At 45.1% G+C, this 10,709-nt stretch carries 5 protein-coding genes; all 5 read left to right on the plus strand.

What is annotated here, in order from left to right; all coding sequences use genetic code 11:
• Nucleotides 1-327, plus strand: a 327-nt coding sequence (locus tag PSE7429_RS16445) for an IS66 family transposase (RefSeq protein ID WP_009628402.1), incomplete at its 5' end; no start/stop codon positions are given.
• 69 nt (nucleotides 328-396) lie between these two features.
• Nucleotides 397-879: an S-layer family protein gene (locus PSE7429_RS16450; protein WP_009628403.1), complete on the plus strand. Its 483-nt coding sequence runs from the start codon at nucleotides 397-399 to the stop codon at nucleotides 877-879.
• Nucleotides 880-893: 14 nt separating this feature from the next.
• A complete protein-coding gene (locus PSE7429_RS16455; protein WP_009628404.1) occupies nucleotides 894-3,644 on the plus strand; it encodes a two-partner secretion domain-containing protein in 2,751 nt (916 codons plus the stop codon).
• Nucleotides 3,634-7,455: a two-partner secretion domain-containing protein gene (locus PSE7429_RS16460; protein WP_009628405.1), complete on the plus strand. Its 3,822-nt coding sequence runs from the start codon at nucleotides 3,634-3,636 to the stop codon at nucleotides 7,453-7,455. Before PSE7429_RS16455 ends, PSE7429_RS16460 begins: the two co-directional genes overlap by 11 nt.
• A gap of 16 nt (nucleotides 7,456-7,471) precedes the next feature.
• Nucleotides 7,472-10,709, plus strand: a 3,238-nt coding sequence (locus PSE7429_RS27280; RefSeq protein ID WP_009628406.1) for a two-partner secretion domain-containing protein, incomplete at its 3' end; no start/stop codon positions are given.

A 10,709-nucleotide genomic window follows, 5' to 3' on the forward strand; every position in this document is an offset into this window, starting at 1 on the left:
GACTCTACCCGTTATCAATATCGATGTCGATTGTATCGAGACCTCGACAGTATTCTAGCTTTGTTACCGACTCAAGATGACGGACTCAGGCTAAAAAAGCGATATCTAAAGTTACGAGAAAACCTATTCCTGTTTTTGGATGACCCCACGATTCCGCCAACCAATAACTCTAGCGAACAGGCTTTGCGTTGGAGTGTAATTTTAGAAAAGTTACGAACGGGTTTCGCTCTGATTGGGGACGTGACTTATTTGCAGATGTTCGTTCCATTGTCAATACTGGCAAAAGACAAGGATTTTCCGCTTTTGAGTCCATTCTTATTGCTTTAAATCCTCTCAAATCCTTATTCTCTATGTGTTGAGCAATTACTTAATATCACTACGCAGGGTCTATTTGGATTGAAATTACGTCCGCAATTGACCTCGGAGAGTGATATTACGGCAAGTTCGCAATTTGGGTTAAGCGGCACGGTGAATATTAATAACCTCGCTTTTACTCCGACTGCTGGATTGATTCAACTGCCCAGCGATATCGACGATCCGAGTCAGCGAATTGCCCAAGGTTGCCGAACCTATGGAAATAGTCGCTTTGTTGTCACTGGTCGCGGCGGAGTGGCTGATAATCCTAGCGATCGCCGCAGTGGTGATCGTCCTTGGACAGATATCCGAGACCCCGTCGCTTTCCGCAATTCTAATACTATTGCAACTGTTAAGCAGCCCGAACAGCAAGCGGTGAAAGCGACACCGCCTATCGTAGAAGCTACGGGTTGGCAAATCAATGCCAAGGGTGAAGTTGATCTCTATACTGCTAATAGCGCGATAAGAGAAGCAACCGTAACGGACTGTGCGGGATCCCTAGCGGTTACAAGCAAAGCTTTTTAAAGAGGTAATGTCCAATGAATTTTAGGCAAAGACTTAGGCAAAGACTATGGTGGTGGTATCCCAGCTTTCTACTTATGGGAATGGAAATGGGAATGGGGATACTTTTACCCACAAATGCTTCTGCTCAGAGCGTGACAGCCGATGGCACGCTCTCAACAACAGTCACCAGTCCCGATAATCTCAACTTTACGATTACCAATGGTAATCAGCCTAATAGTGGGGGAAATCTATTCCATAGTTTTAGTCAGTTCTCAGTAACGACGGGAGGTTCAGCAACTTTTAATCTGGTTAATACACCAAATATTACAACAATTTTTAGTCGGGTGACGGGAGGAAGTGTTTCCAATATTGATGGCTTGATTCAGACTATTAATAACAGCAATCCTGTAAGTTTATTTCTGCTCAATCCCAGTGGGATTATTTTTGGTCCCAATGCAAGACTAAATATCGGTGGATCGTTTGTAGGAACTACAGCTAATAGCGTCATTTTTAGTGATGGAGTTAAGTTTAGTGCCAACGATCTCACAGCTAATCCTCTGTTAACGGTGAATGCTCCCATTGGGCTAAACCTCCCAGCCAATGCGGGAGCAATTAGTTTACAAAAAATGGCTACCCTGCAAGTGGCTCAGGGAAATACCTTGGCTTTAGTGGGCAGTCAAATCAATATGACAGGCGCAAACTTGATCGCTCCAGATGGACGAGTGGAACTTTGGGCAGCTCAGAATGCCCAAATCGCCCTAAATAATCAAGCGAGATGGCAACTTGCTTCTGATCCTAGCATTGTGAATTGGGGAAACATTTCGCTCAATCAAGCCTCCTTAGTTGATACCAGTGGAACCAATGGTGGAGCAATTAATATTCGTGGAAGGGGTCTGACCTTGCAGGGTGGCTCAAATATTAGTTCTATTACTTCGGCTGGGCAAGGTAAGGGGATTAACGTCCAAACTACAGAATTTGTTGACCTGCTGGGCGCTTCCCAAGCAGGTCAATTTTCTCCTAAAATTTTGACTTCTGTAGGTACATTTTTTGGCGCTCCAGCAAGTGGGCGAGCGGGGGATGTGACCGTTGAGACGGGGAGTTTACGGTTAAGTAATGGCGCTTGGATTCAGTCATCTTCTACTGGTGACAATTCGCGATCGGGAGATATTATCATTAAAGCTAAAGATGTGGAGGTAGTGGGATCTGATCCATTTGCTACTAATGCGCCGACAGCTATTAGCACGATTCTATTTACTGGTACTAATAGTGAGAGTGGCAAAATTACCATCGATGCAGATCGGATTCGCGTGCAAGATGGGGGAATTATTAGTACATCGCTAGTTAACCTAGGTCTTTCCTCTGCTCCCACGGGTAAGGCTGGAGATATATCGATTCGCGCAACGGAGAGCCTTATAATATCGGGATATACACCTGCCAAACTGCTATCTGGAGTGTCTACGGCAATTGATCTAACAAAGGGGGAAGGGGGAAATATCACCATCGAGGCTGGCAGTTTGCAAATCTTTAATGGAGGGACTATTCGCAGTACGCTATCGGGGACTGGGAAGGCGGGAAACATTACTATTCAGGCTAAAGAGGTAGCAATCAGCGATCCAGAACTTGATGGTATTACTCAATTACCTGGAGGTATTACGGTTTCTATAGGAGCTAATTCAGAGGGAACAGGGGGAAATATTACCCTAACAGCAGATAGCCTGCGGCTATTCAATGGTGGACAAATCACTTCTTCAACCAATGGCAATGTTGCTGCGGGTAATATCAATCTACAAGTCAAGAACATTACGGTAGATAATGTCTCTAAAACCCTTGCCAATGGTCAAATTCTGCCCAGCACGATCGCGGCAACGTCTTCTACAAAATCTGATGCTGGTTCGGTGAATATAGTTGGCGATCGCCTTGATGTTCTTAATCGTGGAGAAATTTCTGTTAGTAATACTGGTGGTGGCGATGCTGGTAACTTGAGCGTTAGCGCTTCTCGCGTTCAACTGGATTACGAGGGCAGTCTGCGATCGGAAGTCTCCGCAGGCGATCGCGGCAATATCTCGATTAACGCTGATGTGCTGCTGTTGCGACATGGCAGTCAAATTAGCACCAATGCCACAGGTAATGCCACAGGAGGTAATATCAACATCAATGGGAAATTTATCGTAGCGGTTCCATCGGAAAATAGTGACATTACTGCGAATGCGTTACGCGGAGCAGGTGGGAATATCAATATCACTACGCAAGGCTTATTTGGATTAAAATTTCGTCCGCAATTGACTCCTGAGAGTGACATCACGGCAAGTTCGCAATTTGGGCTAAGCGGTACGGTGAATATTAACAACCTCGCTTTTACTCCGACTGCTGGATTGATTCAACTGCCTAGCGATATCGACGATCCGAGTCAGCGAATTGCCCAAGGTTGCCGAACCTATGGCAATAGTCGCTTTGTCGCCACAGGTCGCGGTGGTTTGCCCGAAAATCCAAGCGATCGCCGCAGTGGTGATCGTCCTTGGACAGATATCCGAGACCCCGCCGCTTTCCGCAATTCTAATACTATTGCAACTACCAGCCAATCCGAACAGCAATCCGAACAGCAAGCGGTGAAAGCGACCCCACCTATCGTAGAAGCTACGGGTTGGCAAATCAATGCCAAGGGTGAAGTTGATCTCTATACTGCTAATAGCGCGATAAGAGAAGCAACCGTAACGGACTGTGCAGGATTCCTAGCGATCGCACCAAATCTTTTTAAAGTTAAAGAGGTAGTTTCCAATGAGTTTTAGGCAAAGACTATGGTGGTGTGGTTCTAGCTTTCTTTTCTTGGGAATGCTTTTACCCACAAATGTTTCTGCTCAGAGCGTGACAGCCGATGGCACGCTATCAACAACAGTCACTAGCCCCGATAATCTTAACTTTACGATTACCAATGGCAATCAGCCCAATGGTGGAGGCAATCTATTTCATAGTTTTAGCCAATTCTCAGTACCGACGGGAGGTTCAGCAACTTTTAATCTGGTTAATACACCGAATATTAAGACGATTTTTAGTCGGGTGACGGGAGGAAGTGTTTCCAACATTGATGGCTTGATTCAGACCACAAATAACAGCAATCCCGTCAGTTTGTTTCTGCTCAATCCCAATGGGATTATCTTTGGAGCCAATGCAAGTCTCAATATCGGTGGATCGTTTGTAGGAACGACAGCGAATAGCGTCAAATTTATTGATGGAACAGAGTTTAGTGCAGTGAACGTCAATAACCCACCATTGTTAACGATTAGTTCGCCCCTTGGGTTAGAGATGGGAGCAAATGCAGCACCGATAACAGTACAGAGCAATCTCACCACAGGATTGGATCTAATACTGGAAGGTGGTCGCCTAGATTTACAAGGACAATTGATAGCAGGGAGAGATATTACCTTAAAAGCACAGGATACGGTGAAAATCCGAGATACTGTCATAACGCCATTCCTCGCCCAAGCAGGAAGGAACTTGACGATTCAAGGGAATCAGAATGTTGATATCCTAGCCTTAAAGAATAGTGGCGGAGCCTTGCGGAGTGGGGGAGATCTGAGATTGGTAAGCAATGGGAATATTTCTGGGGATGCCCATTTTGTCAGTGGGGGAAATGTTTCATTTCAGACGGTGACAGGTAATCCAGGCAAGTTTATCAGCCTATTTGATCCGATCATTTATGCTAATGGGGATGTGGTATTTGGAGACTATACAGGCGTAGCCCTGAAGGTGGAAGCGACGGGGAGCATTGAGGGAGGGAATATTACCATTACGGGTCCCGATACCACTGTTCCTAGTAGTGACCCAGATTTTATGACTCTCACGACTCAGTCTGCGGCGATTTTACGAGCAGGGGTAAAAACTTTACCTACAGCCAATGTGCCCAAAATGGGAGTGGGCTCTACCAATTTTACAACGGGGACAGTGGCGGGACTGCCTTCAGGTAGCATTAGGGTTGCCAGTATTAACACCTCCAATTCTACGGGTGGGGATGGGGGTTCCATCATTCTGAATGTGGCTGGAGATATTGTAACGGGAGATTTGAACTCATCCGCTTCTGGCAATGGTGTGAATGGTGGCAGCATCAACATTCTATCTAATGGCAATATCTCAATTAATGGTACTGTGGACTCAAGTATTTTTGTCATAGGAAATAGTGGGCATGGGGGCGATATCACGATTGCCACGACTAATGGCAATCTCTCTTTTATCGGATCCTTATATTCAGGAGCATATAGCAATGTTACAACTACAATAGCAAATGGAGGTGCAATTAGCCTTTCCACAACTAACGGTAATCTCTCTGTCAATGGAGACTTAGATTCATCAGTAAATAGCCAAGGTACAGGGAAAGGAGGTGCAATTAGCCTTTCTACAACTAACGGCGCTCTCTCTGTTAATGGAGGATTGTACTCTTATTACTCTGGTAATGGTAATGGAGGAGATATTACCCTTTCTACGATTAATGGCAACCTTTTGACCCAAGGTTCTATGTTCTCTGTTGCCTTATCAAATGATAATACCGGCAATGGAGGCAATATTAAACTCTCTACGACCAATGGCAATCTTTCTAATCAGAGTATCTTATTATCCTATTCTCTAGTAGACGGAGGCAATAGTGGCAATGGGGGTAATATCACCCTTTCTACAACCAATGGTAATCTTTCTAACCAAAGAGAGTTGTACTCCTTAGCTTATTCAGAACAAGGCAATAGCGGCAATGGCGGCAATATTACATTTTCTGCGAATAATGGTAATCTTTCTAACCAAGGAGAGTTGTACTCCTTGTCTCTGTCTCTAGGGAATATGAATAGTGGCAATGGCGGCAATATTACATTTTCTGCGAATAATGGCAATCTTTCCAACCAGAGGGATCTATACTCCTCATCCGTTGCACTAGGAGGTAATAGTGGGTATGGTGGTGACATCAATCTAATTGCCTCAAAAGGGAATATCCTTGGCAATATGAGCAGTTTATATACTTTTTCTGTTGCGCCTAACGGAACATCTAGCAATGGTGGTTCGATTAAACTGGAAGCCAAAAATCAGATATCTGGACTGACATTACTAACAACATCCTCTTCCGCTCGGGCGGGTTCGGTGTCGATTTTGGGACATGGGGATTTAGCGATCGCCGATACCGTGGTTCTAACCAGTAAACAAGTTTCTATTTCCATTCCATTTTTTGGAACGGTTAATATTTCAACAGATGGCACAGGACGTTCGGGCGATGTCAATATCAACAGTGTGGGCAATCTCACCCTCAACAACAGCCGCATCGACAGCGATACCAAGGGACTGGACTCCGCTGGCAATGTCACCCTCACTAGTAATGGATTGATTCGCTTTGACAATAGCCAAATTACCAGTAGTACCAGCAATGCAGGACTTGCAGGCAACATCAACCTCAACGCCAGTAAAGGTATTGACATCGGCAACAATAGTCGCCTTTCGGCGCTCACCAGCAGCAGTGGTAATGCTGGCAACATTGGTATCAGCACTGGGCAATTAACCTTATTCAATGGTTCTGAAATCTCTACATCTACTCAGGGTAGTGGCAATGCTGGTAATGTGGAGATCTCCGCCAATAATGTAACTGTTCAAGGAAGCATCATTAGCAGTCAATCCTCAGGTAGTGGTAATAGTGGTTCCCTAGATCTACATACTTCCCAACTCGCGTTAACAGACAATGCGCAACTTTCTACAGCTTCGTCAGGGCTGGGTAAAGCTGGCAACATTACCATCAACTCTCAACAAGTCACCCTTGAAAATAGTTCCCAAATCACTAGTCGCAGTCAAGGTACGGGTGATGGTGGCACTATTCAAATAAATGCGCGATCGCTATTTTTAAATGATGGTTCCCAAATTAATGCCCAAACCAACTTTGGTAATGGCGGTAACCTGATTTTCTCCCTTGGAGAACTGCTCCTGTTGCGAAATGAAAGTTTGCTATCGGCGGAAGCGGGCGGCAAGGGTAATGGCGGTAATATTACGATTAGCAGTCCTTTCATTATTGGTTTAGGCAATAGTGACATCGTGGCTAATGCTTTTCAAGGCAATGGGGGCAATATCCAAATTAGTACTAATGGCATCTTTGGTTTGAAATACCGTCCTTACCTCACCGATGATAACGATATCACTGCTAGTTCACAATTTGGGCTAAGCGGCACGGTGAATATTAGTAATCTGAATTTTACTCCCGCTGTGGGGTTAATTGAACTGCCTACGGATGTGATCGATCCGAGTCAGCGAATTGCTCAAGGTTGCCAAACCTTGGGCAATAGTCGCTTTGTTGTCACTGGTCGCGGTGGATTACCTGATAATCCTAGCGATCGCCGCAGTGGTGATCATCCTTGGATAGATATCCGCGACCCCGTCGCTTTTCGTAATTCCAATGCTCTCGCAACTGGTGAGCAATCCGAAAAACGAGCGGCGAATGTGACACCGCCCATTGTGGAAGCTACGGGTTGGCAACTAAATGCGAAGGGTGAGGTAGATATCTATGCTGCTAATAACGTAGCAAGAGAAACAACCGTAACGGACTGTGCGGGATTTTTAGCGATCACAAGCAAAGCTTTTTAAAGAGGTAGTAAGTACAATGAATTTTAGTCAAAGACTATGGTGGTGTGGTTCTAGCTTTCTTTTCTTGGGAATGCTTTTACCCACAAATGTTTCTGCTCAGAGCGTGACAGCCGATGGCACGCTGTCTACAACAGTCACTAGCCCCGATAATCTTAACTTTACGATTACCAATGGTAATCAGCCCAATAGTGGGGGGAATCTATTCCATAGTTTTAGCCAATTCTCAGTACCAACGGGAGGTTCAGCAACTTTTAATCTAGTGAATACACCGAATATTAAGACGATTTTTAGTCGGGTAACGGGAGGCAATGTTTCCAATATTGATGGCTTGATTCAGACCACAAATAGCAACAATCCCGTCAGTTTGTTTCTGCTCAATCCCAATGGCATTATCTTTGGAGCCAATGCAAGTCTCAATATCGGCGGATCGTTTGTAGGAACGACAGCGAATAGCGTCAAATTTATTGATGGAACAGAGTTTAGTGCAGTGAACGTCAATAACCCACCATTGTTAACGATTAGTTCGCCCCTTGGGTTACAGATGGGAGCAAATGCAGCACCGATAACAGTACGGAGCAATCTCACCACAGGCGTAGACCTAATACTAGAAGGTGGTCGCCTAGATTTACAAGGACAATTGATAGCAGGGAGAGATATTACCTTAAAAGCACAGGATACGGTAAAAATCCGAGATACTGTAACAACACCATTCCTTGCCCAAGCAGGAAGGAACTTGACGATTCAAGGGAATCAGAATGTTGATATCCTCGCCTTAAAGCATAGTGGCGGAGCCTTGCGGAGTGGGGGAGATCTGAGCTTGATCAGCAATGGAAATATTTCTGGGGATGCCCATTTTGTCAGTGGGGGAAATGTTTCATTTCGGACGCTAACAGGCAAGGCAGGTAAGTTTATCAGCCTATTCGACCCGATCATTTATGCTAATGGGGATGTGGTATTTGGAGACTATACAGGCGTAGCTCTGAAGGTGGAAGCGACGGGGAGCATTGAGGGAGGGAATATTATCATTACGAGACCCGATACCACTGTTCCTAGTAGTGACCCAGATTTTATGACTCTCACGACTCAGTCTGCGGCAATTTTACGAGCAGGGGTGAAAAATTTACCTACATCCAATTTGCCAAAACTGGGAGTGGGATCCACCAATTTCACAACGGGGACAGTGACGGGACTGCCTGCTGGTAGTATTAGGGTTGCCAGTATTAACACCTCCAATTTCACGGGTGGGGATGGCGGTTCCATCATTCTGAAGGCTGCTGGGGATATTGTAACGGGAGATTTGAACTCATCCGCTTATGGCGATGGTGTGAATGGTGGCAACATGAACATTCTTGCCAATGGCAATATCTCAATTAATGGTCTTGTGACCTCAGACACTACTTTGACAGGAAATAGTGGGCATGGGGGCGATATCACGATTGCCACGACTAATGGAAATCTCTCTATTAATTCTGGATACTTATCTTCAGGAGCAAATGGCTATGGTACAAATACAATAGCAAATGGAGGTGCAATTAGCCTTTCGACAACTAATGGTGATCTCTCTGTCAATGGATACTTATCTTCATCAGCATTTAGCCAAGGTCTGGGGAAAGGAGGTGCAATTAGCCTTTCGACAACTAACGGGAATCTCTCTGTCAATGGTTATTTGCTATCTGGGTACTACGGTGATAATGGTAATGGCGGCAATATTACCCTTTCTACGACTAATGGCAACCTTTTGACCCAAGGTGGTTATATAGACTCTGATGCCTTCTCAACTAATAATAGCGGCAATGGAGGCAATATCACCCTTTCTGTGAGCAATGGCAATCTTTCTAACCAGAGTGGTTTGTACTCCTATTCCTACGGAATATTGGATAGTGGCAATGGTGGTCATATTACCCTTTCTGTGAGCAATGGCGATCTTTCTAACCAAGGGTATTTATTCTCCTTGGCTCTAGGGAATATGAATAGTGGTAATGGTGGCAATATTACCTTTTCTGCGAGCAATGGCAATCTTTCTAACCAAGGGTATTTATTCTCCTTGTCTCAAGGGGATATGAATAGTGGCAATGGCGGCAATATTACCTTTTCTGCGAATCATGGCAATCTTTCTAATCAGGGGGATCTGTACTCCTCATCCTTTGCAGTGGGAGGTAATAGTGGGTATGGCGGCGACATCCATCTAATTGCCCCTAAAGGGGATATCCTCGGCAATATGAGCAGTCTACATACTTTTTCTGTTGCTCCTAACGGAACATCTAGCAATGGTGGTTCGATCAAATTAGAAGCCCAAAATCAGATATCTGGACTGTCATTACTAACGACATCCTCTTCCGCTCGGGCGGGGGATGTATCGATTTTGGGACATGGTGATTTAGCGATCGCCGATACCGTGGTTCTAACCAGTAAACAGGTTTCTATTTCCACTCCATTTTTTGGAACGGTTAATATTTCCACAAATGGCACAGGACGTTCGGGTGATGTCAATATCAACAGTGTGGGCAATCTCACCCTCAATAACAGCCGCATCGAAAGCGATACCAAGGGACTGGATTCCGCTGGCAATGTCACCCTCACTAGTAATGGATTGATTCGCTTTGACAATAGCCAAATTACCAGTAGTACCAGCAATGCAGGACTTGCAGGCAACATCAACCTCAACGCCAGTAAAGGTATTGACATCGGCAACAATAGTCGCCTTGCGGCGCTCACCAGTGACAGTGGCAATGCTGGCAACATTGGTATCAGCACTGGGCAATTAACCTTACGAGATGGGGCGGAGCTATCGGCATCTTCCTCTGGGAGTGGGCGAGCGGGAAACATTAACATCAACGCTGATGATGTAATCATGGATCAGGGGGCAAGGGTCTCTTCTAATACCTCTAGCTCTGGATCTGCGGGGGAAGTGAATCTCACTATTCCCAAGGGTTCGCTTTCCCTATTCAATGGTTCTGAAATCTCTACATCTACTCAGGGTAGTGGTAATGCAGGCAATGTGGAGATCTCTGCCAAGAATATAAATGTTCAAGGAAGTATCATTAGCAGTCAATCCTCAGGTAATGGTAACAGTGGTTCCTTAAATCTACATACTTCCCAACTCGCATTGACAGACAATGCGCAACTTTCTACAGCTTCGTCAGGACTGGGTAAAGCTGGCAACATTAACATTAACTCTCAACAAGTCACCCTTGAAAATAGTTCCCAAATCACTAGTCGCAGTCAAGGTACGGGTGATGGTGGCACTATTCAAG

Source organism: Pseudanabaena biceps PCC 7429 (assembly GCF_000332215.1).
Classification (GTDB): Bacteria; Cyanobacteriota; Cyanobacteriia; order Pseudanabaenales; family Pseudanabaenaceae; genus Pseudanabaena; species Pseudanabaena biceps.